Below are 26,892 nucleotides of genomic sequence, written 5' to 3'. Positions count from 1 at the left end.
CTCGAACCATGCGCCCCAACTCGCCCCGGCCCGGCGGTGTCGTCCTCGGCCTGCTGATGTTCGCGGCCGGCGTCCTGGGCACCTGGGCGAGTTGGCGATGGTTCGTCGACACCGCGGTCGGCCAGCGGATCGACCAGGTCGCCTTCCGCGGCTCCGGCATCGGCCGGTCCACGCTGTGGTCCGGCGCCGAGCAGGTCCTCGACATCGTGTCGGTTCCGTTCGTCGTCGTGGTGCTCGGCGCGGTCGCGGCGATCGCGCTGCTGCGGCAGCGCTGGCTGCTGGCGCTGCAGGTCGTCGTGCTGGTCGGCGGCGCCAACCTCACCACCCAGGTGCTCAAGCACGGCGTGCTGGACCGTCCCCGGCTGGCCGAGGACACCGGCCCGCTGGACAACTCGCTGCCCAGCGGTCACACCACGGTCGCCGCCAGCGTCGCGGCGGCGCTGCTGCTGGTGGTGCCGCGACGGGCCCGGCCCGCGGTCGCGGTGGTCGGCGCCGGGTACACCGCGCTGACCGGCGTCTCGACGATGGTCGGCGGCTGGCACCGGCCGTCCGACGTCGTCGCCGCGATCACCGTCGTGCTGGCCTGGGCCGGGCTGACGACGGTGCTGACGGCGCTGAGCAGCCCGGAGCGGATGCCGTCGCCGCCGGTCGGCACGCTGCCGACGGCGGTCGTCACCGGCCTGTTCGTCGTCGTGGCGGGGGTCGCCGGCCTGATGTCGGGGTCCGCGCTGCTGCGCACCCGCGACGTGCTGAACACCGCCGGCGAGGTGTCCGAGCGGTCCGATCTGGCGACGGCGTATGTCGGCGCGTCGCTCGGCGTGGTGGCCGTGACGGCGCTCGCGTTCGCCGCGATCCTGGTCGCGCACCAGGTCGCCAGCCGGCCGGCGGGACCGGGCGCGGCGACATCCGCCCGGTCCGTACCGGACCGCGTCCCTGGAGCCGTGTCCTAGCCGTTCGGTGCTGTCATGGCAGCGTGCCGGACGAGGGGGAACACGTGTTCAACGCTGCCCGCCGAACTGATGGTCAAGAGTTGACATAGTCTTCCAAAGAGGGCTACACATCCGCTCTTCAGAACGGCAGACTGACACAATGACCTCTCGTACACCGGCCGCGAGGCCTGTTTTTCCTTCGAGTCCGTTCCGCCCCATCGCTCCCCCGCCCCTCGAGAAGTTCTCCGTCGATGACCTGCTCACTCACGACCGTCACGGTCTCGGGCGCGTGGTCAGCGTGCCCGGCGAGCACGAGGTGCACGTCGATTTCGGCACCGCGGTACGCCGCATCGCCCTGCCGAACCCGAAGGTGACGCGGCTCTGAGCCGCCGCCTTTTCTGAAATAGCCACAAAACATCACCGAAACGTCTCGGTTTCCGGCCGCCCGGCATCGGGTGTGTCAATATCCGCCATGCCGGCCGGCCGGAGCGGGACGCGGTTCACCCCGGTGAGCCGATCAGGGTTCCGGAACGCCAGCAGCCGCGCCACGCGGCCGTTCTCGGTCTCGACGATGGCGGCCACGTCCAGGCGCCCGCCGAGCCAGCCGACCACGCCCGGTGCGCCGTTCAGCTCGGCGTACTCGAACCGGTAGCCCTCCATCTCGCCGCGTGCGACCAGGCCGCACAGGAACCGGCCGACGTTGTCCGCGCCGATGACGGGGCGCCGGGCCGCGCGCGCCTTGCCGCCGGTGTCGTTCACCATGACGACGTCGGGCGCGAGCACCTCCATCAGCGCCGCGAGGTCGCCCTCGGCGGTGGCCCGCAGGAACCGCTCGGTGACGGCGCGACGCTGCTCGGGGTCGGTGTCGAACCGCGGCCGGCGGGCCTGGACGTGCTCGCGGGCCCGGTGCGCGACCTGCCGCACCGCCGGTTCGCCGCGCTCCAGCGCCGCCGCGATCTCCGTGTACGGGAAGCCGAACACCTCGCGCAGCACGAACACCGCCCGCTCGATCGGCGTCAGCGTCTCCATGACCACCAGCATCGCCATCGAGACGTCCTCGGCCAGCTCGACGCCGCCGGCCGCGTCCGGTCCGGTGAGCAGCGGCTCGGGCAGCCATGGCCCGACGTAGGTCTCGCGCCGGGTGCGCAGCGTGCGCAGGCGGTTCAGCGCCAGCCGGGTCGCGATCCGGACGAGGTAGGCCTTCGGCTCGGCGACGTCGGAGCGGTCGTCGGCGGACCAGCGCAGCCAGGTGTCCTGCACGACGTCCTCGGCGTCGGCGACGCTGCCGAGCATCTCGTAGGCGACGGTGAAGAGCAGGCCGCGGTGCCGCTGGAACACGTCCTGCGTCATGGTGCGGACACCTCCTCGCGCAGTGTAGGCATGACCTTCAGACACGCACCGGGCCGCGGTTGTGACAGAGTCGCGCGTGATGTCCTTCACCTACCCCGAGGTCGGCGCCACCCGCGACGGCGCCGCGCTGCCGTCCGGCTACCACCACGTGCGGGTCCGCCGCCGGATCGGCCACGGCCGAGCCGCCTTCCTGGCGGTCGCCGACGGCATCCTCACGTTCGGCGTGCAGCGCGGCCTCGGCCTGCGCGTCACGACGTCGCAGCCGCGGGCCGCCGCCGGCGTCCGGGTCACCAGCTCGCTGGCCGGGCTGCTGCGGATCCCCTGCGAGGTGGTCTGGGTGCTCGACGAGGACCGCCGATCCGGGTTCGCGTACGGCACGCTGCCCGGCCACCCCGAGCGCGGTGAAGAGTCCTTCGTCGCCGAACTGGACGAGCGCGACGACGTCTGGTTCACGGTGACGGCGTTCAGCCGGGCGGCCGCGTGGTATGCCCGGCTCGGCGGCCCCCTCGCGCGCGCCGTCCAGGGCGCCGCCACCCGTCGCTATGTGACGGTGGCCCGCCGGCTGGCCGATCGGGCCGCCCGCTGACGTCCGCACACCGAGATGATCAGCGGGTGAACATGACCTGGACCTCGACGATCTGTCCGGTATGGTGTAGGAATCGAAGTGAGATCGTGTCGGTCGCCGACATGTTCTCGCCCTTCCGGCGGTCGATCACCGGACCGAAGGGTCAGCGATGGCGCCGGGCGGACGCCCGGGGTCCCAGACCAGTTCACATCACGGGTGCATTCGACGAGTGCCGTGGAGTCCGGACACCGGCGGGGGTCAGGCAAGAGCCGCCGAGCCGACGGATCGACGGCAGCGTTCGGGTACCGGTTGCGGCCCCGGCTCGCTGCGGAGGCCGGGGTCGCAACCTCCGCTCCCACCGCTGCGCCCGGCAGGGCATCCTCGTGGCATGCCCGAACGCCTGCTGAGCATCCCGCCCGAGCGGCTGGAGGCCTGGCTGACCGGCTTCGCCCGCCGGCACGGCGCCACCACGCACCGGGCCGGGCCGGAGGCCGTCGTGGTCACCGCCGCTGACGGCGCCGTCGCGAGCTGCGCCGTCCCATTCCCGCCGTTGCGGCCGGACGAGACAGAGGCGTACGGCGGACTGCTCGCGCACGCCGCCCGCGACCGCTGGGTCGGCGTGCTCCTGGTGCGCCGCGGCGGCTACGCGGCCGGTGTGTTCGACGGTGCCCGGCTGGTGGCCTCGAAGGTGGGATCGCGGCACGTGCAGGGACGGACGGCGGCCGGCGGGCAGTCGCAGCAGCGGTTCGCCCGTCGCCGCGAGAAGCAGGCCCGCGAGGCGTTCGAGGCCGCCGCCGACGTCGCGGCGCGGGTGCTGCTGCCGCACGCGGGCGAGCTGGACGCCGTCGTGACCGGTGGCGACCGGTCCGCCGCCGACCACGTGCTGGCCGATCGCCGGCTCGCCGCGCTGGCGGCCCTGGCCGCCGCGACCCGTCAGCACCTGGCCGTGCCGGACCCGAAGCTGGCCGTCCTCCGGGCGACCCCGGAGGCGTTCCGGGCGATCCGGATCACCCTGTCCGAACCGGACGTCGCACCGTGATCAGGGCGACACCGCCGAGTCCGGGCCGTCGCTGGTCCGTGCCGATGGGCAGGCGTAGGTTAGCTAGAGACAGGTCTCGGGCCTGACGACGTCGAGAGGAAGCTCAGAAGCCATGGCCGACTATTCTCTGCCGGATCTCCCCTACGACTACGGTGCGCTCGAGCCGCACATCGCCGGTCAGATCATGGAGTTGCACCACTCCAAGCATCACCAGGCGTACGTCGCCGGCACGAACACCGCCCTCGAGCAGCTCGAGGAGGCGCGCGCCAACAACAGCCTCGGCACCGTCAACCAGCTGCAGAAGAACCTGGCCTTCAACCTCGCCGGCCACGTCAACCACACCGTCTTCTGGAACAACATGTCGCCCGAGGGCGGCGACAAGCCCGACGGTGAGCTGGGCGCCGCGGTGGACGAGTTCTTCGGCTCCTTCGACGGCTTCCGCGCGCACTACACCGCCGCCGCGCTGGGCATCCAGGGCTCGGGCTGGTCCATCCTGGCGTGGGAGAGCCTGGGCCAGCGACTGGTCATCGAGCAGCTCTACGACCACCAGGGCAACCTCGCCGCCGGCACCGTCCCGCTGCTCATGCTGGACATGTGGGAGCACGCGTTCTACCTGCAGTACAAGAACGTGAAGCCCGACTACGTGGCGGCGTTCTGGAACATCGTGAACTGGCCGGACGTCGCCGCGCGGTTCGAGGCGGCCCGGTCGAAGACCACGGGGCTCATCGCGCCCTGACCCGTCTCTGAGGGCGCCGGCGGCCGGCCGGCGCCCTCGACCATCGGAGGGCCCGCGTGTTCCAGCCATCGCCACCGGGTCGGCGCGACACCGTCGCCGTCATCGCGGTCGTCGCGCTGTGCGTCGGGTACGCGTCGGTGCTCGCGGGCCTCCTCCTCAAGCTCTGATCGTGATCGCATCGCTCACCCGCCGGGCGCTCTACGCGCTGGCCACCAGCTCCGAGGTCGAGTCCGTCGTCCGTGCGATCCCGCCGGCCCGGGACCTCGCGTACTCCGCCGCCCGGCGTTACGTCGCCGGCGTCACCCTCGACGACGCGATCGAGACCGTCCGCCGGCTGACCGGCGCCGGCCTGGGGGTCAGCCTCGACCTGTTCGGTGAGGGCGCGGCCGACGAGGAGGCGGTGACGCGGACGGTGCGCGGCTACCGCGCCGCGGCCGCCGCGCTGGCCGATGTCGACGGCGACGTGAACCTGGAGATCGTGCCGTCGCACCTGGGCCTGGACCTCGGCCTGGACGTGTGCCGCCGGCACGTGGAGCAGCTGGTCGAGTTCCTGCCGGCGGGCTCGCGGCTGGAGATCAGCGCCGAGGAGAGCCGGCGCACGCCGCAGATCATGGACCTCACCGTCGCGCTGGCCGAGGCGGGCGCGCCGGTCATGGCGACCGTCCAGGCGAACTTGCGCCGCAGCCCCGGCGACGTCGAGCGGCTGCTCGCCGCCGGCGTGCCGGTCCGGCTGGTCAAGGGCGCCTATCTGGAGTCCGCCGACGTCGCGCACGCGTGGGGCGAGCCGGCCACCGTCGCGTTCGTCCGCCTGGCCCATCAGGTGCACGCGGGCGGGTCGGCGCCCGTGCTGGCGACGCACGACCCGGTGCTGCGCGAGGCGCTGCTGGCGACGGTGCCGGGCGCCGGGGTCGAGCTGCTGCTGGGCGTCCGCGAGGACGACGCCCACGCGCTGGTCGCGCGGGGCGTGCCGGTGCGGATCTACGCGCCGTACGGCGACAGCTGGTTCCGGTACTGGATGCGCCGGGTGGCCGAATCTCGAGGAGCCTGACCCGCGGCCACCCGGCCGTCCGGGCGGGTCAGACCGGCTGCAGGGTGCGCGTCTCGAACAGCCGATCGGCGACGTGCGCGCCGTCGGTGACGAACGCGACCAGGTAGGCGCGCAGCTCGCGGGCGAACTCGGCGATCGCGTCGGCCCCGAAGCCGGCGATCCGCGCCAGCGTCACGACGTCGGCGGTCTCGGCGTCGATGATCGCCTCGGTCATGCGCTCCGGGTCCTGCCCGCAGGCGATGGCCAGGCTGCGAATGGTCTCGCCGCGAGCGAGCGCGGTCTCCAGGGCCGCCGGGGTGACGCCGAGGATGTCTGCCGCCGTGGGGATCGCGTACATGGCCGTCTCCATCTGTGGGGTCCGCGTTGGTTCGTGCTCTGAATCCTTCCGGGCGAACCTGAGAACATCCGGAGACCGTCCTGAGAAACGGGTATGAGGACGGCCCGCGCCGGGTACATGCTGGACCTTGACGAGCAGCCCACCCCGAAGGAGAGCGGCGACGATGCTCGACGAGGCCGGCACCCAGACCATCGACGACGCCCTGCTCACCCGCATCGACGCGTGGTGGCGGGCGGCCAACTACCTCTCCGTCGGGCAGATCTACCTGCTCGACAACCCGTTGCTGCGCGAGCCGCTGCGGGCCGAGCACGTCAAGCCACGGCTACTGGGCCACTGGGGCACGTCGCCCGGCCAGAACTTCCTGTACGCGCACCTCAACCGCGCGATCGTGCAGCGCGACCTCGACATGATCTACCTCTCCGGCCCCGGCCACGGCGGCCCGTCGCTGGTGTCGGCGGCCTGGCTCGACGGCACCTACAGCGAGGTCTACTCCGGCGTCGGCGACGACAGGGCCGGCCTGCGCGAGCTGTTCCGCCAGTTCTCCTTCCCCGGCGGCATCCCCAGCCACGTCGCGCCCGAGACGCCCGGCTCGATCCACGAGGGCGGCGAGCTGGGCTACGTGCTGTCGCATGCCTACGGGGCCGCGTTCGACAACCCTGGGCTGATCGTGGCGGCCTGCATCGGCGACGGCGAGGCGGAGACCGGCCCGCTGGCCACGGCCTGGCACAGCAACAAGTTCCTCAACCCGGCCACCGACGGCGCCGTGCTGCCGATCCTGCACCTCAACGGGTACAAGATCGCCAACCCGACGGTGCTGGCCCGGATCCCGCGGCGCGAGCTCGAGCACCTGATCGTCGGCAACGGCTACACGCCCTTCTGGTTCGAGGCCGGCTTCGACGACGAGGACCACCTGTCCATCCACCGACGCTTCGCCGAGCTGCTGGACCAGGCGCTGGACCAGATCGCGAGCGCGCAGGCCGGCTTCCGGGCCGGCGAGTACGACCACCGGCCGGCTTGGCCGGCGATCATCTTCAAGACGCCGAAGGGCTGGACCGGCCCACACGAGGTCGACGGCCACCTGGTCGAGAACACCTACCGGGCGCACCAGGTGCCGATGAGCGCCGTCCGCGGCAACGAGGAGTACACCCGGCTGCTGGAGCAGTGGATGCGCTCCTACCGGCCCGAGGAGCTGTTCGACGACGACGGCCGGCTCCGCGCCGACCTGCGCGAGCTGTCGCCGTCGGGGCCGCGGCGGATGAGCGCGAACCCGCACACGAACGGCGGCCTGCTCACCCGCGACCTGAGGCTGCCCGACTTCCGCGAGCACGCCGTGGACGTGCCGGTGCCGGGCGGCTCGGTCGCCGAGCCGACCCGGGTGCTGGGCGAGTGGCTGGCCGGCGTCGTCCGCGAGAACCCGGACAACTTCCTCATCATGGGGCCGGACGAGACCGCGTCGAACCGGCTGTCCGCAGCGGTCGACGTGGCCGGGAAGCGGTGGCTGGGCGAGACGCTGCCGACCGACGACTCGCTGTCGCCGACCGGCCGGGTGCTGGAGATGCTGTCGGAGCACCAGTGCCAGGGCTGGCTGGAGGGCTACCTGCTGACCGGCCGGCACGGGCTGTTCAGCTGCTACGAGGCGTTCATCCACATCATCGACGCGATGTTCAACCAGCACGCGAAGTGGCTGAAGGTGACCCGCGAGATCCCGTGGCGGGCGCCGATCCCGTCGCTGAACTACCTGCTCTCGTCGCACGTGTGGCGGCAGGACCACAACGGCTTCTCGCACCAGGACCCCGGCTTCATCGACCACGTGGTGAACAAGAAGGCCGACGTGATCCGGGTCTACCTGCCGCCGGACGCGAACACGCTGCTGTCGACGTACGACCACTGCCTGCGCAGCCGCGACTACGTCAACGTCGTCGTCGCCGGCAAGCAGCCCGGGCCGCAGTGGCTGACGATGGACGAGGCGATCGCGCACTGCACCCGCGGCATCGGCATCTGGGAGTGGGCCAGCACCGACGGCGGCGAGGGCGAGCCCGACGTCGTCCTGGCCTGCGCCGGCGACGTCCCCACCATCGAGACGCTGGCCGCCGTGGACCTGATCCGCCGGCACCTGCCGGAGCTGCGGGTGCGGGTGATCAACGTCGTCGACCTGATGCGGCTGCAGGACGAGCGCGAGCACCCGCACGGGCTCAGCGACCGCGAGTTCGACGCGCTCTTCACCACCGACAAGCAGGTCGTGTTCGCCTACCACGGCTACCCGTGGCTGATCCACCGGCTGACCTACCGGCGCACCAACCACGACAACATCCACGTTCGCGGCTACAAGGAGGAGGGCACCACGACGACACCCTTCGACATGGTGATGCTCAACGACCTCGACCGCTATCACCTGGTCATGGACGTCATCGACCGGGTGCCCGGGCTGGCCGCCGAGCACGCGGTGCTCCGGCAGCGGATGGTCGACGCCCGCCTGCGGGCCCGGCAGTACACCCGCGAGTACGGCACCGACATCCCCGAGGTCGCGGAGTGGGCCTGGCCCGACGCGCGCGCCCGCGGGCTCCCGGCGCGCGGCGGCGAGGACACCGCCGCCGACTTCGAGGCCGCGCCCGGACCGGTTCAGGGCGAGCGCACCGACGGCTGACGGCGCGCGGCTGTCGGTCCGGCGGGGCAGAATGCCGCCATGGCGATGACCGCCCGGGCGCTCAACCGCGCCACGCTGGCCCGGCAGCTGCTGCTGGAACGCGTGCCGCTCGACGTCGTCGACGCCGTCGGGCGGCTGGTCGCGCTGCAGGCGCAGCACCCGGCGTCGCCGTACATCGCGCTGTGGAACCGGCTCGACGGGTTCGACCCGGCCGAGCTCGACGCGGCGTTCGCCGATCGCGCGCTGGTCAAGGCGACGCTCATGCGGGTCACGCTGCACGCGGTGCCGGCGGCGGACTACCCGGTCTGGCAGCAGGCCATGCAGCCCACGCTGCGGGCGGCCCGGCTGTACGACGCGCGGTTCCGCGTCACCGGGCTGAGCGAGGCCGAGGCGGAGGCCGCGATCCCGGCGCTGCTGGAGTTCCTCGCGACGCCGCGCGGCGGGCCGGAGTGCGAGGCGTGGCTCACCGAGCGGCACGGCGCGCCGATGAAAGGGCTGTGGTGGGCGCTGCGGCAGTTCGGGCCGGTGCTGCACGCGCCGACCGGGCCGCCGTGGTCGTTCGGCGCCCGCCCGGTCCACGTCGCTGCCGCCGATCCGCCGTCGATCGCCGACGACGACACGGCCGCGGCGGCGCAGGCGCGGCTGTTCCACCGCTACGTGGCGGGCTTCGGTCCGGTGTCGGCGCCGGACTTCGCGCGGTTCGCGCTGGTCCGCATGCCGCAGGCCCGGGCCGCCGCCGACGCCGCCGCGGCCGGGCTGACCCGGTTCGAGGGTCCGGACGGCGCAGTGCTCTACGACCTGCCCGATGCGCCACGCCCGGACGAGGACGTCCCGGCGCCGCCGCGGCTGATGGCCATGTGGGACAGCGTGCTGCTCGCCCACGCCGACCGCGGCCGGATCATCCCGCCCGAGTACCGCAAGCTGGTCACGCGCAGCAACGGCGACACCCTGCCGACGCTGCTGGTCGACGGGTTCGTCGCCGGGGTGTGGCGGCCGGTCGACGGCGGCATCGAGGCGACCGCGTTCCGGCCGCTCGCCGCCGCCGAGTGGGACGGGCTGGCGGCGGAGGCGGCGGCGCTGTCCGCGCTGCTCGCCGCCCGCGACCCGACGGTGTACCGCCGCTATGACCGCTGGTGGGACGGGTTGCCGACGGAGGAGGTCCGGATGCTGTGACGGGCTCTACTCACGGAACCGCCATCCCGGCCGCCGAGTTCCTCGTATAACGAGTGAGTCGCAAACGCTGATCCGGGAGGTCGACGAGATGTCCGTCTTCACCCGCCGCCGTGTCTTCATCGGCGTCGGCTCGCTGGCCGCCCTGGTGCTGCTCGTGGTCGGCGGGACGTTCCTCTACATCAACGTGTTCAGCGACGACGCGCCACCACCGCTGGCGCTGGAGACGTCGCCGCCACCCGCGTCCGGCGACGCCGCCGAGCTCGGCGGCACCTGGACGGTGGCCGGCGGGTCCGAGGCCGGCTACCGCGTCGACGAGGTCCTCAACGGCCAGGACAACACCGTCGTCGGCCGCACCAGCGACGTCACCGGCGAGGTCACGGTCGAGGGCACCGAGGCGACCGCCGGCGAGATCACCGTCGACATGACGACCATCACCACCGACAGCGGCAGCCGCGACGGCCAGTTCCGCGGCCCGATCATGCAGACCGACCAGTTCCCCACGTCGACGTTCACGCTCACGTCGCCGGTGTCGCTGGACGGCCTGGACGGCGCCGGCCCGATCAGCGTGACCGCGACCGGCGACCTGACGGTGCGCGACGTCACGCAGTCGATCGAGATCCAGCTGGATGTGCAGCGCTCCGGCGACGGCGTGCAGGTGGCCGGCTCCGGCGAGATCCAGTTCGCCGACTTCGACGTGGACCCGCCGGACCTCGGCTTCGTCCGGGTGGAGGATCACGGCACGGTGGAGTTCCTGCTGACCCTCACCCGGAGCTAACGGGGCGGCGCCGGCGGCTGCGGGTCCGGCCGGTCGCTCTCGGACGGAGCCGGCGGCGGCAGCGGCGTGGTCGGCTGCGTCGGCGCCGCCTCCCGACCCGGAGGAGGCGGCGGCACCGGGCCGGCCGTGGCCGTGTCGGCCGTGGCCGTGTCGGCCGGCGGCGCCTGGTTCCGGTTGCGCGACAGGAAGAACAGCAGCGCCACCAGGCCCAGCACCACGGCCACGACGACGATCCAGATCCATACCGGGAACGAGTCGCCGCTACCGCCGCCGGAGTCGGCGGACCGGGCGCTGATCTCGTTGGGCTCGCCCGGCACCGGCGTCCACGTGACCGTCGTGTCGTCGAGGTCGCCGTTGTGCTCGGTGACCTCGCCCGGGAAGGTCACGGCGACCTGCATCTCCACCGACTCCATCAGCTCGTCCATGTCGCCGAGCCCGCCCAGCTGCTCGCTCAGCTCGCTGCCCAGGGCCTCGGGGCTCATCTCGGTCAGGTCGAGGTTGCCGCTGAGGACGATCTCGTCGCCCTCGTGGACGATGCTGAACTCCTGGTCCTGCGAGAACTCCGACAGTGGCACGTCGGCGAAGACATAGCGCTGGCCGACGAAGCGGTCGTCCTCGTAGGGCTCGGTCTCGGTGCCCTCGGGCAGGTCGGTCATCTCGCCGAGCATGCTGCTGGGGTCCTCGCCCATCGACTCCGCCATCGCGGACGCGTCGCGGCTGATGGCGAGCACGAACTCGCCGCTGACGGTGTCGTTCTCGGCGATGTCGAGCTCCATGTCGACTTTGAAGCAGCCGGCCAGCAGCAGCGCCGAGGCCGCCAGCACCAGGGCACGCACAGGTCGCGTTCGATTCATGGGGCGCAGCCTCGCACAACGATCATCGTTCCGATACCTCCGGGCGGCCCGGGAGTCCGGGTTACGGTGACCGTGTGCGGATCGTCTCGCTGCTCCCGTCGACGACGGAGATCCTGTTCGCGCTCGGCGCGGGCGAGGACGTCGTCGGTGTGACGTTCGAGTGCGACTATCCGCCGGCGGCCCGGACCCGGCGGATCGTCTCGACCAGCACACTCCCGGAGGGCATCGGCCCGGCCGAGATCGACCGGCTCGTGTCGCAGCGGATGGCCGCGGGCGAGGACCTCTACTACCTGGACGAGGGCGCGCTGGCCGGCCTGGACGCCGACCTCGTCGTCACCCAGGACCTGTGCGCCGTGTGCGCCGTCGACGTCAGCGAGGTGCACGACGCGCTCACCCATCTGGGCTGCACGGCCGACGTTCTGACGATCGACCCGCAGGACCTCGGCGAGGTGCTCGGGTCGATCCGGCGGATCGGCGCCGCGGTCGGCGCGTCCGCCCGGGCCGGAGCGCTGGTCGACGAGCTGACCGTCCGGATCGACGTCGTGCGGTCCAAGGTCGCGGACCGGCCGCCGGTGCCGGCGATGGTGCTGGAGTGGACCGACCCGCCGTTCGCCCCGGGCCATTGGGTCCCGGACATGGTGACGGCCGCGGGCGGCACGCCGGTGCTCGGCGCCGCCGGCGAACGCTCGTACCGCATCGACGCCGCGACGCTGGCCGGCTGCGGCGCGGACGTCGTGGTCTGCGCGCCGTGCGGCTACGGCCTGGACGAGTCCGCGCGGCTGGCCTCCGAGCTCGTCGAGCGCGGCGGGCTGCCGGCCGTCCCGGTGTGGGCCGTGGACGCGAACGCCTCGTTCGCCCGGCCCGGTCCACGATTGGTCGACGGCGTGGAGGCGCTCGCGGCGATCCTGCATCCGCACGTGGCGGGCGTCCCGGACCCGGCGCTCGCTCGCCGGATCGCCTGAGGGCCCCCCGATCCGCTCAGGCGGTGTTGCGGAGGATGTCCAGGGCCTGGTCGGCGTGCTTCTCCATGGCCAGCTCGCTGCGGACCACGCCGAGGATCTTCGCGTCGGCGCCGATGACGAAGGTCTGCCGCTTGACCGGGATGGCGCCGATGCGGCGCTTGACGCCGAACTGGGCGGCGACCGTCTTGTCGGGGTCGCTGAGCAGCGGGAAGCCGAGGTCGTTGCCGGCGTCGAAGGCCTGCTGGCGCTCGACGGCGTCGGCGCTGATGCCGACCGGCTGGGCGCCGGCGGCGGCGAACTCCGCGGCGAGGTCGCGGAAGTGACAGGCCTCGGCGGTGCAGCCGCGGCTCATCGCGGCCGGGTAGAAGAACAGCACCACCGGGCCGGCGGCCAGCAGCTCGCTGAGCCGCCGCGGGGTGCCGGACTGGTCGGGCAGGACGAAATCGTCGACGACGTCTCCGGCATCCATGTCTCCATCCTGCCACCGCCCCGATCAGGCCAGGACGGCCGCCGCGACCAGCAGCGCCAGCGAGGCCGCCAGCACCGCGACGCTCGCGACCGCCGGCGCGACCGTCACGCCGCCGGACGGCGCGGAGCGGCGCGCCTCCCAGCGCTGCCGCACTGCCAGCAGGGCCGGCGCCGGATGCCGTCCCACCTGGGCGACGGCGTCGCGCTCCAGCACACCGCCGGGGGTGACGTGCCGGTCGTAGAGGGCCGACATCGACGCCGGACCAGGCGCCGCGACGGCCCGGCACGCGACGTCGCCCGCGCGCAGCCGTAGCGACCAGCCGAAGCTCGCCTCGTCCAACGCGGACCAGCCGATGCGCACGTCGCGCAGCGGGTTGCGTACGGTGACCGCCGCGTCGTCGATGACCACCGCCGGCCGCCAGCACAGCACCCAGAGCAGCCCGCTCACGGCCACGGCGAACAGCAGGCCGGAACCCTCCGGCGGCCACGTCGCCACCAGCCAGGCCAGCGCGGCGGCCCAGCCGGCCACCGCCACGGCCCGGGCCAGCGCGTGCCGCAGCACCACCGTCGTCGTCATGGGGACGATCCTGGCAGATCACCTGGTGCAACCGTTCTGACCGACCCATCCGTCATCCTCTTTGTATCGATGCAAGAGGCAGGTGCTGCGGATGCGACTACGGGCCGGCGTGGCTCTCGGCCTCGTGCTGCTCACCTGCTGCGGCGGCGCGCCCGAGACCGGCGGGCCGTCCGGCCCGAAGACCCGTGCGGAGCTGACGGCCAGCCGCGTCTGCGACCTGGTGAGCGAGGACGAGGTCCGCCTGATCTACGGCGGCGTGCGCGTGCAGTTGACGGACTATGCGGGCCCGGTCGGCGACCCGTCGTTCGACAGCTGCCAGATCACCGTCGACCACGGCACCACCACCAGCCCGCTACGCCCGTTCCCGCTCCAGGTCACCATCGACCCGGTGACGCCGGCCGACCACGAGGAGATGCTGCGCGCGTTCGCCGCCGGCGGGATGGGTCCGAGCGTCGAGATCGCCGGCCTCGGCGAGGCCGCCCACTTCGTCGCGCCGGGCTTCCTGCAGGTCTACGACGGCGAGCGGGTGCTGCGCGTGCGCGGCGGCGGCCACGACAACGCGATCGAGCTGGCCGAGCTGGTGCTGCCCCGGCTGCGGTCCCTGGCGCCGGCGCCGGAGCTGGGCACCGAGCCTGCCTGCGACACCGTCACCCCACAGGCCGCCGCGGTGCTGGGCGCGCAGCCCGAGCGGCGCCGGGACCGGCGGACCGAGGACGAGCTGCGGTGCGAGTGGTCGGCCGGCGGCGCCGTGCTGTCCGCGACGATCCGCGGCTACGGCGACGAGGTCGGCCGGATGTGGGCGAAGGAGCTGCCCGGCGCCGAGACCATCCACGTCGGCGGGCTGCGCGACAACGGCGTCTACGTGCCCACCGGCGGCCTCTACTTCTGGATGGGCGACCAGCAGGTCAGCACGTACCTCTGGCATCGGCCGCACGCGCCGGACGCCGACCGCGACCAGCTGATGGCCCTGGCCGACGCGTTCGCGCCGATCCTGCTGCGGATCGCGCCCCGGATCGGCCCGCCCGCGGACGGCGACTAGGGGTCGTCAGCGCGGCAGGTGTGCCTCGATCGCGCCGACCAGCTCGTCGGACTCGGGCAGCACGCCGGGGCGGAACCGGCCGAGGACGGCGCCGTCGGCGGAGACGAGGAACTTCTCGAAGTTCCACTGGACGTCGCCGGCCTCGCCGTCCGCGTCGGCCACCTGGGTGAGCTCGGCGTACAGCGGCTGCTGCCCCGGCCCGTTGACGTCGGCCTTCTCGTACAGCGGGAACGTCACGCCGTAGGTGGTGGAGCAGAACTCCTGGATCTCCTCGGCGGTGCCGGGCTCCTGCCCGCCGAACTGGTTGCACGGGAAGCCCAGGACGGTGAAGCCGCGGCCGGCGTAGCGCTGCTGCAGCCGCTCCAGGCCTTCGTACTGCGGGGTCAGGCCGCACTTCGACGCGACGTTGACCAGCAGCAGGAGGCTGCCCTTGTGGTCGGCGAGCGAGGCCTCGGCCCCGTCGATCGTGTGCAGCGGGATGTCGTACAGGCTGGTCAACGCGGACTCCTCGGGCCAGGCTGGTTCGTCCCCTTCGACAGTAGCCTAGGCGTCGAGACGAACACCCGAGCGGTCGGCCTGTGGCGATCGCTCGAGGTCATCGGGACGTTGCCGGAGGCGTTCCGGCACCCGGACGGGGCCACGTCCGGCGGCACATCATGTACCGCCGTCTGGAGCCCCGGCCGGTCGTCGTGGGGCGCTACCAGTAGTGCCGGCGTCCGGCCAGCGGCCGGCCTGCGGCTCCCGCGATGTACAGCACTGCGCCGACGACCAGCAGGATGATGCCGATGGTCGTCAGGATGCCCACACCTGCGAACAACCCGATCAGCAGTAGAACGACACCCAGGATGATCATCCCAGCTCCTTCGTCCCCGTGAGCGGAATTTCGTGACGCACCGGGACTTACCCGGCAAATCACCGTCCAATCGGGCTCGAGACCTAGGAGGTTACGTCGAGATCGCGACGGCGCAGGTCGCTGAGCCAGGCGTCGACCCGCCCGATGTCCGGACCGGGTGACAGGTACGACACGGCCGCCGCCTCGTCCAGCTGCTGCTGCAGCTCCAGCCGGTAGGCGTCGACGTCGTCCCAGGCCAGCGCGCCGGACCGGACGGCGGCCAGCCGCTCGTGGTGCTCGTCGTCCACGATGCCGACGTCGCCCGTGCGCAGCAGCGCCTGTCCGTCGAGCAGCAGCCGCAGCAGGTCCGCCGCGGCGCCGGCCTGCTCGTCGTCGGGGTGGCCGTCGCCGGCCAGCCGGGTGAAGCCGGCCAGCACGTGGTCGGCGTAGGCGGCGGAGATGGTCTGCGAGAGGAACGCCGGACGCAGGTCCAGCAGCTCGCGGCCGACGTCGCTGACCCACACCCGCCGCGGCGACCACAGGAGCTCCAGGCAGACCGGGTCGGCATCGAGGGCCTGCCGGCAGAAGTGCTCGACCTCCCACGACAGCCAGGCCGGGCCCGGCCCGGTGACCTGCTCGGGCGGCTTGCGCAGCGACCAGAACGCGGCCGTCGGCGCCTGGAAGACAGCGCGCACCGTGAGCTGGCCGCCGGGGTCGGCGGGCGGCCGGCCGACGGCGGCCGCGTACATCGTGCGAGCCACCACCAGATCGTCGGCCCCTCCGGAGCGCACCGGCTCGGGCAGCTCGGACGGCGGGTCGGCGAGCGTGACCAGCTGGTCGGGCGCGGCGTCGACCAGCTGTCCGTCGACCAGCGCGACGCTGTACGTGCCGCCGGCTTCGCGGACGACGCGACCGGCGAGACCGCGACCGGCGCCCGGCAAGGCGTCGTCGGCCGGGGTGCCGTGCACCACGACCTGCGTGCCGGCCGGGACTCGCGTGGGGGCGCTCAGGCGAGACATGACGACCATTCTCGCCGTCCGCCCGGCCGGCGTCCGCCGATCCACCGGGTTTCAACCGTTTGGACCGGATCAGGCCGATCGGAGGAACAACCCGCCCATCGTCCGCAGGTAGTCGCCGAGCTCGGCCGGCTCGACGACGTCGAACTCGGCGCCGATGGAGCCCAGCAGGAAGGCCGGCCAGTCCAGGGTGTCGACGTTCATGGTGAGCCGGCAGGACGCGGCACCGGCCGGCTCGACCGTCCCCCAGCCCGCCACCTGCGCCGCGACCTCGGCGGCCGACACCTGCACGTCGACGACGACGCGGTAGCGGGTCGGCACGGCGGCCAGCCGCTCGTGCACGAACGTCGCGGCGTCGGCGGCCGGCAGCTCCCGCGGCCGGAACCGGGCGCCGGTCGCGACCGGGTCGGTCAGCCGGTCGACCCGGAACGTGCGCCAGTCGTGCCGCTCGACGTCCCAGGCGACGAGGTACCAGCGGCGCCCGCGCGACACGAGCCGGTACGGCTCGACCAGCCGGCCGGTGGCCTCGCCGTCGCGCGACGTGTACCGGAACCGCAGCCGCTCGTCGTCGCGGCAGGCCTGCGCGATGACGGTGAGCGCGCCGGAGTCGACCCTCGGCCCGCCGCCGGGCAACGACGGCACGGTGTACGTGTGCAGCGCGTCGACCCGGCGGCGCAACCGCGGCGGCAGCACCTGGACCACCTTGGCCAGCGCCCGCACCGATGTCTCCTCGATGCCGCTGACGGCCCCACCGGCGGCCGTGCGCAGGCTGACCGCGATGGCCACCGCCTCTTCGTCGTCGAGCAGCAGCGGCGGCAGCGCGGCGCCGGCCTGCAGCTGGTAGCCGCCGGAGACGCCGCGCGCCGCGTCGACCGGGTAGCCGAGCTCGCGCAGCCGGTCGACGTCGCGGCGCAGCGTGCGCGGGCTGACCCCGAGCCGGTCCGCCAGCTCCTCCCCCGGCCAGTACCGATGCGTCTGCAGCAGGGACAGCAGCCGGAGCATCCGAGCACTCGTGTTCGCCATGTCTTCAGAGTCCTCGCAATTGAGGTCAGAAAGTGGCCGGAATGGATTCTAGCGTGGTTCCCATGAACGCCACCATGATCCAGACCACCGGCCTCACCAGGCACTTCACCGTGAAGAAGGACGTGGTTGAGGCCGTACGCGGGCTCGACCTGCACGTCGCGGAGGGCGAGCTCGTCGCCCTGCTCGGCCCGAACGGCGCCGGAAAGTCCACGACGCTGCGCATGCTGACGACGCTGATCCCGCCCACCTCGGGCACCGCGAGCGTCGCCGGCTACGACGTCATCGCCCAGCAGCGCGACGTGCGCCGCGTCATCGGCTACATCGGCCAGGGCAACGGCGCGGCGCACGCCCAGCGCGGCCGCGACGAACTGGTCAGCCAGGGCCGGGCGTACGGCCTGACCGGGCGCGACGCCAAGGCGCGGGCCGACGAGCTGGTCGCGTCGCTGGACCTCGCCGCCGTCGCCGACCGGCCGGTGTCGTCGCTGTCGGGCGGGCAGAAACGGCGGCTGGACATCGCGATGGGCCTCATCCACGCCCCGCAGCTGCTGTTCCTCGACGAGCCGTCCACCGGGCTGGACCCGCAGAACCGGGCCAACCTGCAGGAGCACATCCTCAAGCTGCGCGCCGAGCACGGCACGACGATCGTGCTGACGACGCACTACCTCGACGAGGCCGACGCGATGGCCGAGCGGGTCATCGTCATCGATCACGGCACCGTGATCGCCGACGACACCCCGGCCAGGCTCAAGGCCGAGCACGCGGGCGACCTGATCACGCTCGGCTTCGGCTCCGCCTCCGACGCGGGCGCCGCGGCCGCGCGGCTGTCGTCGCTGTCCGGCGCGACGGTCTCGGCCGGCGGCGCGACCGTCGAGGTGCGGGTCGCCGGCGGTCCGCGACTGGTCCCCGGGATCCTCCGCGACCTGGACGCCGCCGGCATCGCCGTCGAGTCCACCGCCGTCAACCGGCCCACCCTGGACGACGTCTTCCTCAACCTCACCGGGCGCAGCCTGCGCGAGGGCGTCGTCACCCCGTCGAGCGAGGAGATCGCGGCATGAGCAGCACGACCATGATCACCGACACCGTCACCGTCTTCAGCCGCGAGCTGCGGCCGGTCCTGCGCGACCCGTTCTCGGTCGTGTTCTCCATGATCCAGCCGCTGGTCTTCCTCGGACTGTTCGCGCCGCTGCTGCCCGACGTCGAGGGCGGGTCCGCGCTGCAGTGGTTCGTTCCCGGCATCGTGGTGATGTCATGCCTGTTCAGCACGGCGTTCACCGGGTCGAACCTGCTGTTCGAGATCCAGACCGGCGCGCACGAGCGGATGCTGGTGACACCCCTGCGGCGGCCGGCGCTGATCGTCGGGCGGGCGCTGAAGGAGATCGTCCCGATGATCGTGCAGACCGCGATCATCGTGCTGGTGTGCGTCCCGTTCGGCTTCGACCTGCACGTCCTCGGCGTGCTCCTCGGCGTGGCGATCCTCGCCGTGATGGCCGTGGGGCTGGGCGCGCTGTCGTACACGCTGGCGCTGGCGTCGAAGGACACCGAGTGGCTGTTCTGGACGGTCCAGCAGACGGTGCTGTTCCCGGTGCTGCTGCTGGCCGGCATCCTGCTCCCGGTCGACGACGGTCCCGGCTGGCTGCGCGCGCTGTCCGCCGCGAACCCGCTGACCTATGTCGTCGACGCCGAACGTGCCCTCTTCAACGGAGAGTTCCCCGCGTCGACCGTGCTGTCCGCCGTCGTCGCCGCGGTCGTCGTCGCGGTCCTCGGGCTGGCCGTGGGGACGAGGGCGATGCGCCGCTCGTCCTGAGCGTCAGTGGAACATCTCCGGGTCGCCGTGGGTGCCGGCGGGCAGCCGCCCCGCGGCGACCATGTTGAAGTTCAGCATGAAGTTGACCGTCTGGAGCCCCTGCAGGGCCACGTAGACCCAGTTCATCGGCTGGTTGCCGACCGTGTGTTGCGGGTCGACGACGGCGAACGACGTGTCGCCGTCGGGGTACTCCAGCTGCACCCACCCCCAGCCGAAGGCGCGCACGTACTGCTCGCCCAGCAGCACGCCGAGGTTGAGCGCGTCGCCGCGGTCGGCCTCGGCGCCGGCGTCCAGACGGGCGTGCGCGAGCTCGTCGATCGCGCGCACGATCACGTCGGGCTTCTCGTCCTGCGCCAGCCCGACGAGGGCGGCGCCGGCGGCCGCTGCGTGGGTCAGCTCGGCGATGACGTCGGCCTCCACGGCCAGCACGGTCGGCATGCCCGGCGAGCCTACCGGTCGCCCTCGAGGTGCGGCGCCGGGAACAGCCCGGCCGGGTCGCGGTCGCGCTTGATCGCGGCCAGCCGGGCCAGCGTCTCGGGCCGGAACGCCTCGGGGCCCAGCGCTGCCGCGGCCGGACCGCTGATGAAGTTGAGGAAGCGGCGGCCGGTGCTCCAGGGCCGCAGCGCGGCCAGCGCCGGCTCGGTGGTCGCCGGGTCCAGCCCGACGGCGACGGCGCTGAACTCGGCGTCGCTGTGGTCCAGCGCCCGCGGGTGCTCCGGCGGCCGGGCCAGCGCGCCGCCCAGGCGCCGCACGTCGGCCATGATCGGGCCGGTGGGCGCGTCGGGGCCGGCGACGTCGAGCAGGGCGTCCGCGGCGGCGTCGAACGAGCCGAGCATGAGCGAGCGCTCGTCGTAGCCGATCGGCTCGGTCGGGTCGTTGTAGACGGCGCCGATGCCGGCCGGCGGCAGGTCGGCGACGGCGTCGATCAGCCGCGGGCCGAGCGCGCGCAGCGGCCGGACCAGCGCCTCGCCCGCCTCCGGGTCACCGGCGTAGGCGATGCGGACGTGCACCGTGAGCCGTCCGCGCAGCGGCTCCGGCACGCCGGGCAGGTCCGGCAGCCGCACCAGCCCGACCGACGTGTTCATCGCGTCCGGCAGGTCGCCGGCCCACTCCCGCCAGCCATGCACGACTGCCGCCGCGTACTCGGCGGCGAACACCAGGCCGCCGCCGTACAGCTGGGGCAGCGGCACCAGCTCGACCTCGGCCGCCGTCACGACGCCGAAGCCGCCCTTGCCGCCGCGCAGCGCCCAGAACAGGTCGGCGTTCTGGTCCGGAGTGACGGTGACCAGCTCGCCGGCCGCGGTGACGACGTCGAGCCGGCGGACCCGGTCGGCGGCCCAGCCGAACGTCCGGCAGAGCACCGGCAGCCCACCGCCCAGCAGGTACGACACGGCGCCGACCAGCGGCGACGACCCGTTCAGCGGCGCGAGCCCGGCGGCAGCGGCCGGCTCGATGACCTGGTGCCAGCGCACACCGGCCTCGACCCTGGCCACCCTGGCGACGGGATCCAGGTCGACGCCGGCCAGCCGCCGGGTGCTGATCAGCAGGCCGCCGTCCAGCGGGACGCCGGCGCCGTGCCCGGTGGCCTGCACGCTGACCTGCAGGCCGCGCTCGGCGGCGAACCGCACCGCGGCGACGACGTCGGCCGCGGACGTCGCCGCCACGATCGCGTCCGGGCGGTGGTCGACGGCGAGGTTGAAGCCGGACCGCTCGTCGTCGTACCCGTCGTCCCCCGGCCGCAGCAGTGTCATGTCCATGTCCTCGATCCCACCGCACCCCGAGCACCCCGGCCAGACCCGAATGGCTCGTACAGTTATCACTGGCAGTGATGAATCAGAGGGAGGCCCGTGGAACTGCGGCAGCTCGCGTACTTCGTCGCGGTCGCCGACGAGGGCGGGTTCGCGCGCGCCGCCGAGACCCTGCGGGTCGGCCAGCCGGCCGTCAGCCAGCAGCTGCGCAAGCTGGAGCGGGAGTTGGGCGTGACGCTGTTCGAGCGGACCACCCGGCGGGTCCGGCTCAGCGCGGCGGGCGACCGGCTGCTGGCCGAGGCGCGGGCCGTGCTGGCCGCGGCCGAGCGCACGCGCCGGCTGGCCGCCGAGCTCGCCGGCGCCGGCGCGCTGCGGCTGGGGACCAGCCCGGCGCCCGGCCGGTGGCTGCCGGACCTGCTGGCCGCGCTCGCGACGCGGGCGCCGGAGCTGCGCGTCCAGTTGAGCACTGTGCGGCTGGCCGACCGGCTGGACGCCGTGCGCTCCGGCGGGCTCGACGCGGCGCTGGTCCGCGACGTCGCCACGGCACCGGGTCTGGAGCTGCTCGAGCTGTGGACCGACCCGGTCGTGGTCGCTCTGCCGGCCGGGCACCCGCTGGCCGCCCACGAGACCGTCGAGCTGTCCGACCTGGGCGCGCTGCCGGTCCGGCTGGCCGAACCGCGCGCCAACCCGCCGTTCCACCGGCTGATGACGACGGCGTTCCAGGCGGCCGGGGTCGACCCGCCGGCCGGCCGGCCGTTCACGTCGCTGCGCGAGACGCTCGCCGACCTCGCCCACGCGACACCGTCGTGGACGCCGTTCTACGAGGTCGGACCGCCACCGCCGATGCCAGGCGTCGCCTACCGCAGGCTCGCGTCGCTCGTCTCGACGACGTACCTGGCCGTGCCCGCAGGCCCGCCGCCGGCGCCGATCCGGCTGCTGCTGGCGGCGGCCCGCGACCTCACTCCGGGCGGGGTTCCTCGCCGATCCGCTGGAACACCAGGCAGTAGTCGCCGGTGAGCCACTCCGGCTGCTCGTCCCAGCACAGGAACGTCTCCTGCCGGAACGTCAGGTGCCGGCCGACGAGACGGCCGACGTCCCAGGCGAGGGTGGTGGCGACGCCGTCGTCGATCATGTTGCCGACGTTGAGGACGAGGTGGCCCCACGGCCGCAGCAGGCCCGCGACCTGCCCGAAGATCCGGTCCAGCTCACCGAGATAGGTCTTGTAGTCGCCGTCGAGGGTCTCGTAGGCGTTGAGCGGGTTCTCCGGATGGTTCTCCAGCGTCATGTACGGAGGCGACGTCAGGCAGAGGTCGACCGGCCGGTCCACCAGCGCCGACACCTTCCGCGCGTCGCCGGTAATCACCTCGCCGCTCCCGCCCAGTCGCCGCCGGATCATCTCCGCGCGGTCCGGCAGCAGCTCGATCCCCAGGCCGGACCGGCCCATCCGCTCGGCGACCACCAGCGTCGTGCCGAAGCCGGCGAACGGGTCGAGCACCAGCTGGCCGGGCAGCGAGTACTCGGCGATGACGGTCTCGGCCAGGTTCTCGGTGAAGTGGACGTTCTCGTCGGCCTCCACGTAGCGCTCGTTGACGAGGTCGTCCATCCACTGTTGCAGCCAGGGCCTCATGCGGACCATCTTGCTCGACCGACCGCCGCGGCGCCGCCCGGACCCGGCCCGTACGCTGCTCGCTGTGAGCGCGGAGCGGACGAACTGGGCGGGCAACCTCCACTACGGCGCGACCCGGATCCACACGCCGGCGTCGGTCGACGAGGTCCAGGACCTGGTCGCCCGCACCGGTCGGATCCGGGCGCTGGGCAGCCGGCACTCGTTCAGCGACGTCGCCGACACGACCGGCGAGCTGGTCTCGCTGGCCCGGCTGCCGCGGCTGATCAAGGTCGATCGGGCGGCGCGGACGGTGACCGTCGGGGCCGGGCTGCGCTACGGCGACGTCGCCGCCGAGCTGCACCGGCGCGGCTGGGCACTGCACAATCTCGGCTCGCTCCCGCACATCTCGGTCGCCGGCGCGGTCGCGACCGCCACCCACGGGTCCGGCGACCGCAACGGCAACCTGGCGACGGCGGTGACCGGGCTGCAGCTCGTGGGCGGCGACGGCGAGCTGCTCGCCGTCCGCCGCGGCGACCCCGACTTCCCCGGCGCGGTGGTCGCGCTGGGCGCCCTCGGCGTCGTGACGACGGTGACGCTCGACGTCGTGCCCGCGTTCGACGTGCGCCAGGTGGTCTACGACGACCTCGCGACGGACACCGTCGCCGAGCGGTTCGACGAGATCTTCGCCGCCGCCTACAGCGTCAGCGTCTTCACCGACTGGGCCGGCACCACCCGCGCCTGGGTCAAGCACCGGGTCGAGGACGGCGACGACTGGACCCCGGAGCCGGCGTGGATGGGCGCCCGGCTGGCCGCCGAGCCGCGCAACCCGGTGCCCGGCATGCCCGCCGTCAACTGCACCGAGCAGCTCGGGGTCGCCGGTCCGTGGTTCGACCGGCTGCCGCACTTCCGGCTCGAGTTCACCCCGAGCAGCGGCGACGAGCTGCAGTCGGAGTTCCTGGTCCCCCGCGAGCACGCGCCCGACGCCTTCCGCGCGATCGCCGCGCTGGCCGGCCGGATCGCGCCGGTGCTGCAGGTGTGCGAGCTGCGCACCGTCGCCGCCGACGACCTCTGGCTCAGCTCGTCCTACGGCCGCGACGTCGCGGGCTTCCACTTCACCTGGCGCCAGGACCCGGACGCCGTCCTGCCGGTGCTGGCAGAGATCGAGGCGGCGCTGGCTCCGTACGACGCCCGGCCGCACTGGGGCAAGCTGTTCACCGCCGAGCCTGAGCAGGTCCAAGAGCGGTACCCGCGGCTGGCCGACTTCCGCCGGCTGCGCGGCGAGTACGACCCGGACGACCGGTTCGGCAACGACTTCGTGGACCGCTATCTGGGCTGAACGGAACCGGCTCGGCACAGCCGCCGTCGAATCGGTCATGAGGCGGTGGTTTGCCGGCCTTGTCTCCTTGGGCATGCTCGCCGGTTGCACGTTCGGGAACGACAACGAAGACGGTGCGATCGCCGTCATGGGGCTGACGTCCTTCGATGCCTGCGCGGACGTCCTGGATCACCTGAAAGGCGAGGCGGCCGACCGGGTCGGGCCTTACGGCCTGGGCCCCGGCGGCGACATGGTCGCGTACGCGACCGACGGGGCCGCCGAGGACTCCGCCGCCCTGGCCGCGCCGCAGGAGGGCGGCGGCGACGACTCGGCCGCCCGCCAGCCGCACTCCACCACGAACGTGCAGGAGGCCGGCGTCGACGAGCCCGACGTCGCGAAGACCGACGGCCGGGTGCTGGTCACCACGGCCGACGGCACGCTGCGCATCGTCGACGTCACCGGCGACGCGCCGCGCGAGCTGGGCTCGCTCGACCTCGCCGCGGCCGTCGGGCCGGACGAGGCCGACCAGCGGTTCGCGCCGGAGACCGTCGACGCGTCGGTGTTCCTCGCCGGCGACCGCGTCGTCGCGCTGGTCCGGCAGAACCCGATGATCGCCTACGACATGGCCGTCACATATCCGGCCGGTGGCATGCCGCCGGCGACGACGACGGCGCTGCTGGTCGACATCTCCGACCCGGCGGCGCCCGCGGTCGAGTCGCGGCTGGACGTCGACGGCAGCTACCTCGACGCCCGCATGGTCGACGGCACCGTCCGGCTGGTGGTGAGCTCCTACCCGACGCTGGAGTTCCCGATGGACGAGGCGGACTGGAACCGGCCGGAGGACGAGCTCACCGAGCGCAACCAGGACATCGTCGCCGAGTCCACGATCGAGGACTGGCTGCCGTCGTACACGTTCACGCAGGGCGACGCCGACCCGGTCAGCGGCCAGCTGGTCGGCTGCGAGCAACTGAGCCGGCCGGACGAGTTCGCCGGGTTCGCCACGCTCAGCGTGCTGACGTTCGACCCGGAGGCGGGCCTGAGCACCGACGGCACCGTCGGCGTGCTGACCGACGGCGACACCGTCTACGCCAGCCAGGACCGGCTCTACGTCGCGACGACCCGGTGGGGCGACCCCTACGCGACACCCGACGCGACCTCCCGGCTGATGCCGGCGCCCGAGACGATCACCACCGGCATCCACGCCTTCGACATCACCGGCACGGTGCCCGCGCGGTACCTGGCCTCCGGCGAGGTCGAGGGCCGGATCATCGGCCGGTACGCGATGTCCGAGCACGAGGGCGTGCTGCGCGTCGCCACGACGCTGGACTCCTGGACCGGCACCACCGACACGAGCGAGAGCCGGCTCTACACCCTCGAGGAGGGCGACGGCGAGCTGGTCCAGCTGGGTCAGGTCGGCGGGCTGGGCAAGGGCGAGCAGATCTTCGCCGTCCGCTACTTCGGCGACACCGGCTACGTCGTCACGTTCCGGCAGGTCGACCCGCTCTACGTGCTCGACCTCTCCGACCCGGCGAAGCCCACGGTGACCGGCGAGCTGAAGATCACCGGCTACTCGGCGTACCTCCACGACGCGGGCGACGACCGGCTGATCGGTGTCGGCCAGGAGGCGACCGCCGACGGCGTCAGCGTCGGCGCGCAGATCTCGCTGTTCGACGTCGCCGACCCGGCGGCGCCGGCCAAGCTGGACGGACACGTCGTGCCGAACGCGTGGTCGCAGACCGAGTGGGACCCGCAGGCGTTCCTGTTCTGGGCCGACACCGGCCAGATCGTGGTGCCGATCGAGGGGATGAACGGCTCCAGCGCACTGGTCGTCCAGCTCGGCGCCGACACCGTCACCGAGCAGGGCCAGGTCGCCCGCACCGAGGCGTCGCCCGACGGCTGGACGTGGCTGCGCCGCACGCTCGTCGTCGGCGACACGCTCTACACGGTGTGGCAGGACGGCGTGCAGGCCAACGCGCTGGACGACCTGGCGCCGCAGGGCTGGCTGGCGTTCGGCTAACCCCAGTCCGTGGGGGTGGCGCTGGCCTGCGCCTCGGCCGCGCACGCCTCCTCGAGTGTGGCGAGGTAGTCGGCCAACGGCTCCAGCCCGACCTCCGCCCGCCGCTCGTCGACCGTCTCCGGGTCGGCGAGCGGCGCGGGCTCGGGCACCGGGCCGGCGCAGGCGATCTGGGTGCCGTAGACCTGTTCGCCGCCGGTGTTGAGCGCGACCCGGTCCTCCAGGTACGCGAGGTCGCCGAGGTCGGCCAGGCCCGCTTCGGCGGCCGGTCGCATCAGCTCCAGCGCCCGCTGCTGCACCTGCGGGTCGAGGTCGGAGTGCTGCGCGATCACCCACGCCGCGGTCGAGCCGTCGTCGCCGACCAGGTCCGAGCCCGGCCAGCCGTGCTCGTCGAGGATCTCGGCCAGCCGGTCGGTGCGCTCCTGGTCGTTCCACTCGCCGGCGGCCTGGCCGGAGCGTTCGGCCTGGTCCTGCTCCATCATCGCCAGCAGCTCGGCGCGCAGCTCCTCGTCGAGCTCCCGCGTGGTGGACGACGGGGTCGGGCTCGCCTCGCCGTCGTCGCCGCCGGCACAGGCCGCCACCAGCAGGGCGAGAAGCACCGCCGCCGTCCGGATCATGCCCGCCAGTATGGGCGACCCGGGCGGCCGCGGGGAATGCCTCAGCGGTCGGTGTTGGCGCCGCAGAGCACGATGCACGGCAGCTCGCCCGGCACCCGGCCGGCCAGCCAGGCGGCGAACGGCACGGCGGCGGCCGGCTCGACCAGCAGCCGGAACTCGTCCCAGAGCCGGTCCCGCGCCGCCAGCAGCTCGGCGTCGGTGACGAGCAGCGAGCGCAGCGGCGCCGCGGTGAGGATCGCGAACGGCAGCTCGCCGACCCGGGTCGCGCCCAGCGCCGACGCCGCGACGGAGTCGACGGCGGCGTCCACCGGCTCGCCCGCGGCCAGCGCCTGGTGCAGCGCGCTGCAGTGCTCCGGCTCGACGGCGACGGTGGTCCGCCCGCCGGCGGCCAGCGCCGTACCGGCCGCCAGCCCGCCCCCAC

The 26,892-nt window shown here is 73.3% G+C and carries 30 protein-coding genes; 16 read left to right on the top strand and 14 right to left on the bottom strand.

The features are described from left to right. The first annotated feature begins 8 nt into the window (after positions 1–8). Positions 9–950: a phosphatase PAP2 family protein gene (locus C1I92_RS21595; protein WP_199521456.1), complete on the top strand. Its 942-nt coding sequence runs from the start codon at positions 9–11 to the stop codon at positions 948–950. A gap of 139 nt (positions 951–1,089) precedes the next feature. Continuing rightward, complete coding sequence (locus C1I92_RS21590; protein ID WP_111256720.1) at positions 1,090–1,314, top strand: hypothetical protein; 225 nt, start codon at positions 1,090–1,092, stop codon at positions 1,312–1,314. A 32-nt stretch (positions 1,315–1,346) separates the two neighbouring features. Here the strand turns inward: C1I92_RS21590 and C1I92_RS21585 are convergent, their stop codons facing one another. Beyond that, the gene (locus C1I92_RS21585; RefSeq protein WP_111256719.1) at positions 1,347–2,279 is read right to left on the bottom strand and encodes an RNA polymerase sigma-70 factor; all 933 of its coding nucleotides are present in this window, start codon (positions 2,277–2,279) and stop codon (positions 1,347–1,349) included. A 79-nt stretch (positions 2,280–2,358) separates the two neighbouring features. Here C1I92_RS21585 and C1I92_RS21580 point away from each other — a divergent pair, with 79 nt between their 5' ends. The 4 genes from C1I92_RS21580 (at position 2,359) to C1I92_RS21565 (ending at position 5,667) form a co-directional block, all read left to right on the top strand. Further along, positions 2,359–2,865 (top strand): DUF1990 domain-containing protein, encoded by a 507-nt coding sequence (locus C1I92_RS21580; protein WP_111256718.1) that lies wholly within the window; start codon positions 2,359–2,361, stop codon positions 2,863–2,865. A gap of 367 nt (positions 2,866–3,232) precedes the next feature. Continuing rightward, complete coding sequence (locus tag C1I92_RS21575) at positions 3,233–3,883, top strand: acVLRF1 family peptidyl-tRNA hydrolase (RefSeq protein ID WP_111256717.1); 651 nt, start codon at positions 3,233–3,235, stop codon at positions 3,881–3,883. Between the two features lie 112 nt (positions 3,884–3,995). Continuing rightward, positions 3,996–4,619, top strand: a complete 624-nt coding sequence (locus C1I92_RS21570) for a superoxide dismutase (RefSeq protein WP_111256716.1) — start codon at positions 3,996–3,998, stop codon at positions 4,617–4,619. Positions 4,620–4,788: 169 nt separating this feature from the next. Beyond that, entirely contained in the window at positions 4,789–5,667 is an 879-nt protein-coding gene (locus C1I92_RS21565; RefSeq protein ID WP_158564229.1) for a proline dehydrogenase family protein, read from the top strand. A gap of 28 nt (positions 5,668–5,695) precedes the next feature. Here the strand turns inward: C1I92_RS21565 and C1I92_RS21560 are convergent, their stop codons facing one another. Further along, entirely contained in the window at positions 5,696–6,004 is a 309-nt protein-coding gene (locus C1I92_RS21560) for a hypothetical protein (protein WP_146605229.1), read from the bottom strand. Between the two features lie 163 nt (positions 6,005–6,167). Here C1I92_RS21560 and C1I92_RS21555 point away from each other — a divergent pair, with 163 nt between their 5' ends. The 3 genes from C1I92_RS21555 to C1I92_RS21545 all read left to right on the top strand — a co-directional run bounded on the left by C1I92_RS21555 (position 6,168) and on the right by C1I92_RS21545 (position 10,596). Further along, positions 6,168–8,648: a phosphoketolase family protein gene (locus tag C1I92_RS21555; protein WP_111256713.1), complete on the top strand. Its 2,481-nt coding sequence runs from the start codon at positions 6,168–6,170 to the stop codon at positions 8,646–8,648. A 39-nt stretch (positions 8,649–8,687) separates the two neighbouring features. Next, positions 8,688–9,821 carry a winged helix DNA-binding domain-containing protein gene (locus tag C1I92_RS21550; RefSeq protein ID WP_111256712.1) on the top strand — a complete coding sequence of 378 codons (1,134 nt, stop codon included), beginning with the start codon at positions 8,688–8,690 and terminating at the stop codon, positions 9,819–9,821. A gap of 88 nt (positions 9,822–9,909) precedes the next feature. Then, a complete protein-coding gene (locus C1I92_RS21545) occupies positions 9,910–10,596 on the top strand; it encodes a YceI family protein (protein ID WP_111256711.1) in 687 nt (228 codons plus the stop codon). Here the strand turns inward: C1I92_RS21545 and C1I92_RS21540 are convergent. Next, entirely contained in the window at positions 10,593–11,450 is an 858-nt protein-coding gene (locus C1I92_RS21540; protein WP_146605228.1) for an LppM family (lipo)protein, read from the bottom strand. The genes C1I92_RS21545 and C1I92_RS21540 overlap by 4 nt on opposite strands. A 74-nt stretch (positions 11,451–11,524) precedes the next feature. Here C1I92_RS21540 and C1I92_RS21535 point away from each other — a divergent pair, with 74 nt between their 5' ends. After that, positions 11,525–12,412, top strand: coding sequence for an ABC transporter substrate-binding protein (locus C1I92_RS21535; RefSeq protein ID WP_111256709.1), 888 nt, complete (start codon positions 11,525–11,527; stop codon positions 12,410–12,412). A 16-nt stretch (positions 12,413–12,428) separates the two neighbouring features. On the opposite strand, the gene C1I92_RS21530 is transcribed toward C1I92_RS21535, so the two are convergent. Both C1I92_RS21530 and C1I92_RS21525 read right to left on the bottom strand, forming a co-directional pair. Continuing rightward, complete coding sequence (locus C1I92_RS21530; RefSeq protein ID WP_111256708.1) at positions 12,429–12,881, bottom strand: peroxiredoxin; 453 nt, start codon at positions 12,879–12,881, stop codon at positions 12,429–12,431. 24 nt (positions 12,882–12,905) lie between these two features. Further along, positions 12,906–13,457 (bottom strand): PH domain-containing protein, encoded by a 552-nt coding sequence (locus C1I92_RS21525; protein ID WP_111256707.1) that lies wholly within the window; start codon positions 13,455–13,457, stop codon positions 12,906–12,908. Positions 13,458–13,548: 91 nt separating this feature from the next. On the opposite strand from C1I92_RS21525, the gene C1I92_RS21520 reads away from it, so the two are divergent. Then, positions 13,549–14,496, top strand: a complete 948-nt coding sequence (locus C1I92_RS21520; RefSeq protein WP_146605227.1) for a hypothetical protein — start codon at positions 13,549–13,551, stop codon at positions 14,494–14,496. 6 nt (positions 14,497–14,502) lie between these two features. Here C1I92_RS21520 and C1I92_RS21515 read toward each other — a convergent pair whose 3' ends face one another. The 4 genes from C1I92_RS21515 to C1I92_RS21505 all read right to left on the bottom strand — a co-directional run bounded on the left by C1I92_RS21515 (position 14,503) and on the right by C1I92_RS21505 (position 17,367). After that, positions 14,503–14,994 carry a glutathione peroxidase gene (locus tag C1I92_RS21515; RefSeq protein WP_111256705.1) on the bottom strand — a complete coding sequence of 164 codons (492 nt, stop codon included), beginning with the start codon at positions 14,992–14,994 and terminating at the stop codon, positions 14,503–14,505. Between the two features lie 199 nt (positions 14,995–15,193). Then, complete coding sequence (locus C1I92_RS34565; protein WP_199521455.1) at positions 15,194–15,349, bottom strand: DUF6131 family protein; 156 nt, start codon at positions 15,347–15,349, stop codon at positions 15,194–15,196. An 83-nt stretch (positions 15,350–15,432) separates the two neighbouring features. After that, positions 15,433–16,347: a DNA polymerase beta superfamily protein gene (locus tag C1I92_RS21510; RefSeq protein WP_158564228.1), complete on the bottom strand. Its 915-nt coding sequence runs from the start codon at positions 16,345–16,347 to the stop codon at positions 15,433–15,435. Between the two features lie 69 nt (positions 16,348–16,416). Then, entirely contained in the window at positions 16,417–17,367 is a 951-nt protein-coding gene (locus C1I92_RS21505) for a helix-turn-helix transcriptional regulator (protein ID WP_111256703.1), read from the bottom strand. Between the two features lie 74 nt (positions 17,368–17,441). Between C1I92_RS21505 and C1I92_RS21500 the strand changes: the two genes are divergently transcribed. Continuing rightward, on the top strand, positions 17,442–18,422 hold the full coding sequence (locus C1I92_RS21500; protein WP_111256732.1) for an ATP-binding cassette domain-containing protein: 981 nt from the start codon (positions 17,442–17,444) through the stop codon (positions 18,420–18,422). Continuing rightward, complete coding sequence (locus C1I92_RS21495; protein WP_111256702.1) at positions 18,419–19,171, top strand: ABC transporter permease; 753 nt, start codon at positions 18,419–18,421, stop codon at positions 19,169–19,171. The genes C1I92_RS21500 and C1I92_RS21495 overlap by 4 nt, the downstream gene beginning before the upstream one ends. A gap of 3 nt (positions 19,172–19,174) precedes the next feature. Here C1I92_RS21495 and C1I92_RS21490 read toward each other — a convergent pair whose 3' ends face one another. Together C1I92_RS21490 and C1I92_RS21485 are read right to left on the bottom strand one after the other, a co-directional pair. Beyond that, positions 19,175–19,609 carry a hypothetical protein gene (locus C1I92_RS21490; RefSeq protein WP_111256701.1) on the bottom strand — a complete coding sequence of 145 codons (435 nt, stop codon included), beginning with the start codon at positions 19,607–19,609 and terminating at the stop codon, positions 19,175–19,177. Positions 19,610–19,620: 11 nt separating this feature from the next. Beyond that, positions 19,621–20,922: an FAD-binding oxidoreductase gene (locus C1I92_RS21485; RefSeq protein ID WP_199521454.1), complete on the bottom strand. Its 1,302-nt coding sequence runs from the start codon at positions 20,920–20,922 to the stop codon at positions 19,621–19,623. 96 nt (positions 20,923–21,018) lie between these two features. Between C1I92_RS21485 and C1I92_RS21480 the strand changes: the two genes are divergently transcribed. Beyond that, entirely contained in the window at positions 21,019–21,936 is a 918-nt protein-coding gene (locus tag C1I92_RS21480; protein ID WP_111256699.1) for a LysR family transcriptional regulator, read from the top strand. Here C1I92_RS21480 and C1I92_RS21475 read toward each other — a convergent pair. Further along, the gene (locus tag C1I92_RS21475; RefSeq protein WP_158564227.1) at positions 21,878–22,546 is read right to left on the bottom strand and encodes a DNA methyltransferase; all 669 of its coding nucleotides are present in this window, start codon (positions 22,544–22,546) and stop codon (positions 21,878–21,880) included. The two genes, C1I92_RS21480 and C1I92_RS21475, sit on opposite strands and share 59 nt — an antisense overlap. A 64-nt stretch (positions 22,547–22,610) precedes the next feature. Here C1I92_RS21475 and C1I92_RS21470 point away from each other — a divergent pair, with 64 nt between their 5' ends. Together C1I92_RS21470 and C1I92_RS21465 are read left to right on the top strand one after the other, a co-directional pair. Beyond that, on the top strand, positions 22,611–23,861 hold the full coding sequence (locus tag C1I92_RS21470) for a D-arabinono-1,4-lactone oxidase (protein ID WP_233507147.1): 1,251 nt from the start codon (positions 22,611–22,613) through the stop codon (positions 23,859–23,861). Positions 23,862–23,988: 127 nt separating this feature from the next. Next, entirely contained in the window at positions 23,989–25,857 is a 1,869-nt protein-coding gene (locus C1I92_RS21465) for a beta-propeller domain-containing protein (RefSeq protein WP_158564226.1), read from the top strand. Here the strand turns inward: C1I92_RS21465 and C1I92_RS21460 are convergent. Together C1I92_RS21460 and C1I92_RS21455 are read right to left on the bottom strand one after the other, a co-directional pair. Beyond that, positions 25,854–26,471, bottom strand: coding sequence for a DUF6624 domain-containing protein (locus tag C1I92_RS21460; protein ID WP_199521453.1), 618 nt, complete (start codon positions 26,469–26,471; stop codon positions 25,854–25,856). The two genes, C1I92_RS21465 and C1I92_RS21460, sit on opposite strands and share 4 nt — an antisense overlap. A 41-nt stretch (positions 26,472–26,512) precedes the next feature. Then, on the bottom strand, positions 26,513–26,892 hold a 380-nt coding region (locus C1I92_RS21455; RefSeq protein ID WP_146605226.1), incomplete at its 5' end, for a pyridoxal-phosphate dependent enzyme.

It is taken from the genome of Jiangella anatolica (genome assembly GCF_003236295.1).
In the GTDB taxonomy this organism is placed as follows: Bacteria; Actinomycetota; Actinomycetes; order Jiangellales; family Jiangellaceae; genus Jiangella; species Jiangella anatolica.
The sequence above is the reverse complement of the archived record's forward strand: the minus strand, read 5'-3'. Positions and strand labels throughout refer to the sequence as shown.

Bases quoted from the DNA above. Each gene is read 5' to 3' on its own strand.
- C1I92_RS21595 (WP_199521456.1), top strand. From the start codon at position 9: ATGCGCCCCAACTCGCCCCGGCCCGGCGGTGTCGTCCTCGGCCTGCTG.
- C1I92_RS21590 (WP_111256720.1), top strand. From the start codon at position 1,090: ATGACCTCTCGTACACCGGCCGCGAGGCCTGTTTTTCCTTCGAGTCCG.
- C1I92_RS21585 (WP_111256719.1), bottom strand. From the start codon at position 2,279: ATGACGCAGGACGTGTTCCAGCGGCACCGCGGCCTGCTCTTCACCGTC.
- C1I92_RS21580 (WP_111256718.1), top strand. From the start codon at position 2,359: ATGTCCTTCACCTACCCCGAGGTCGGCGCCACCCGCGACGGCGCCGCG.
- C1I92_RS21575 (WP_111256717.1), top strand. From the start codon at position 3,233: ATGCCCGAACGCCTGCTGAGCATCCCGCCCGAGCGGCTGGAGGCCTGG.
- C1I92_RS21570 (WP_111256716.1), top strand. From the start codon at position 3,996: ATGGCCGACTATTCTCTGCCGGATCTCCCCTACGACTACGGTGCGCTC.
- C1I92_RS21560 (WP_146605229.1), bottom strand. From the start codon at position 6,004: ATGTACGCGATCCCCACGGCGGCAGACATCCTCGGCGTCACCCCGGCG.
- C1I92_RS21555 (WP_111256713.1), top strand. From the start codon at position 6,168: ATGCTCGACGAGGCCGGCACCCAGACCATCGACGACGCCCTGCTCACC.
- C1I92_RS21550 (WP_111256712.1), top strand. From the start codon at position 8,688: ATGGCGATGACCGCCCGGGCGCTCAACCGCGCCACGCTGGCCCGGCAG.
- C1I92_RS21545 (WP_111256711.1), top strand. From the start codon at position 9,910: ATGTCCGTCTTCACCCGCCGCCGTGTCTTCATCGGCGTCGGCTCGCTG.
- C1I92_RS21540 (WP_146605228.1), bottom strand. From the start codon at position 11,450: ATGAATCGAACGCGACCTGTGCGTGCCCTGGTGCTGGCGGCCTCGGCG.
- C1I92_RS21530 (WP_111256708.1), bottom strand. From the start codon at position 12,881: ATGGATGCCGGAGACGTCGTCGACGATTTCGTCCTGCCCGACCAGTCC.
- C1I92_RS21525 (WP_111256707.1), bottom strand. From the start codon at position 13,457: ATGACGACGACGGTGGTGCTGCGGCACGCGCTGGCCCGGGCCGTGGCG.
- C1I92_RS21520 (WP_146605227.1), top strand. From the start codon at position 13,549: ATGCGACTACGGGCCGGCGTGGCTCTCGGCCTCGTGCTGCTCACCTGC.
- C1I92_RS34565 (WP_199521455.1), bottom strand. From the start codon at position 15,349: ATGATCATCCTGGGTGTCGTTCTACTGCTGATCGGGTTGTTCGCAGGT.
- C1I92_RS21510 (WP_158564228.1), bottom strand. From the start codon at position 16,347: ATGTCTCGCCTGAGCGCCCCCACGCGAGTCCCGGCCGGCACGCAGGTC.
- C1I92_RS21505 (WP_111256703.1), bottom strand. From the start codon at position 17,367: ATGGCGAACACGAGTGCTCGGATGCTCCGGCTGCTGTCCCTGCTGCAG.
- C1I92_RS21500 (WP_111256732.1), top strand. From the start codon at position 17,442: ATGATCCAGACCACCGGCCTCACCAGGCACTTCACCGTGAAGAAGGAC.
- C1I92_RS21495 (WP_111256702.1), top strand. From the start codon at position 18,419: ATGAGCAGCACGACCATGATCACCGACACCGTCACCGTCTTCAGCCGC.
- C1I92_RS21490 (WP_111256701.1), bottom strand. From the start codon at position 19,609: ATGCCGACCGTGCTGGCCGTGGAGGCCGACGTCATCGCCGAGCTGACC.
- C1I92_RS21485 (WP_199521454.1), bottom strand. From the start codon at position 20,922: ATGACACTGCTGCGGCCGGGGGACGACGGGTACGACGACGAGCGGTCC.
- C1I92_RS21475 (WP_158564227.1), bottom strand. From the start codon at position 22,546: ATGAGGCCCTGGCTGCAACAGTGGATGGACGACCTCGTCAACGAGCGC.
- C1I92_RS21465 (WP_158564226.1), top strand. From the start codon at position 23,989: ATGGGGCTGACGTCCTTCGATGCCTGCGCGGACGTCCTGGATCACCTG.
- C1I92_RS21460 (WP_199521453.1), bottom strand. From the start codon at position 26,471: ATGATCCGGACGGCGGCGGTGCTTCTCGCCCTGCTGGTGGCGGCCTGT.